The following is a 562-nucleotide window of genomic DNA, read 5'->3' on the forward strand; positions in this document are numbered from 1 at the left end:
AAGGGGAGGCGGCTAAGGTCCAGCCCAGCCAACGTCCGACGATCCCGACCCCGAAGCGACGCGAGGTACGACCGATTTTCTCCATTCCTACTCAATGCCGCAGATCGGCAGAGTCGACGCGGCCCGTCGGTCCGACCCTTGCCGGACCCGCACTCATATGCCAGCTATTGTCTGCTTGGCCTATGAAGAGTGTTGTCGAGTGGGGGGATGCAGGTTTCGTCCGGAATCGCCGTCTCGATCCCGGTCTCGATCTCCGTTATCGCACGAGCGCGACGCCTATTCTGAACCGCGTCATGCGCCGATCATAGTCGAGCAGGTTCTCGCCATAGCCAACGAAACTCTGTCCGAACAGATAAAGGTCCGGACCACCCCCCAGCAGACGAGGCAGCGGATAGGAGAGATCGGCACTGAGCGCGCCCTTGCCGCTCGAAAAGTTGAACCGGGTGGAGGTGGAGAGGCGCAGTCCTTCATCCTCCCCGATCTCCACGAATAGCCCCGTGATGCCGCGGTATCGGCGGATATCGGGATTGTCCGACTTGTCGCCGACGAAAAGCGCCAGACG

The 562-nt window shown here is 61.2% G+C and carries 1 protein-coding gene; it reads right to left on the reverse strand.

The annotated features are described in order from the left end of the window. Positions 1-256: 256 nt before the first annotated feature. Positions 257-562: phospholipase A (locus tag L3X40_RS22125; RefSeq protein ID WP_237367473.1), on the reverse strand; the 306-nt coding region annotated here is incomplete at its 5' end.

Source organism: Rhizorhapis sp. SPR117 (assembly GCF_021742065.1).